Origin of the sequence: Pseudomonas sp. BCRC 81390 (assembly GCF_030341915.1) — a bacterium.
Lineage (GTDB): Bacteria > Pseudomonadota > Gammaproteobacteria > Pseudomonadales > Pseudomonadaceae > Aquipseudomonas.
The window spans coordinates 1-518 of record NZ_JATAAG010000046.1; the positions used below are offsets into that span (position 1 = coordinate 1).

Genomic DNA, 518 nt, shown 5'->3' on the forward strand with positions numbered 1-518 from the left:
CGACGGCACTACCATCACCGTTCCGGCGAACAGCACCACCGGCAGCACTAGTGTCACTGCACCAGACAACGTCTATGTCGGCGCTAACGACGCCGTGATCAAGTCTATCGCTTCGGTCAGCGGCACCGATGTCGGCAAGTTCGAACAACTGACGCTGGACAAGACCCCGGTCAGCACCACGGTCACCGACGAGCCGGGTACGCCGGGCAACCCAGGCGGCAACAACGAAGGCGACCTGGTCAAGGTCACCATCACTGCCGACCAGCCTTCGGTGGCCGAGAACGTCAAACCGACCTTCACCGTGCACATCAACCAGGCCTTGGCTCACGACTTGGTCGTGACCCTGAGCAACAATGCTCAGGTCACCATCAAAGCCGGCCAGACCAGCGCAGCGTACGAGCATGCTGCGCAGGGCGATGACGTGTACAAAGATGCTGGCGAAGTCAGCCTGGGCATCAAGTCGGCTGTAGACGTCGATGGTCGTACATTCGAAAACCTGCAGCTGGGCGATGCGGCCA

At 60.8% G+C, this 518-nt stretch carries 1 protein-coding gene; it reads left to right on the forward strand.

The genetic code is table 11. The features are described 5' to 3' along the window. Positions 1 to 518: immunoglobulin-like domain-containing protein (locus tag QSV36_RS14635; protein WP_289132653.1), on the forward strand; the 518-nt coding region annotated here is incomplete at both ends.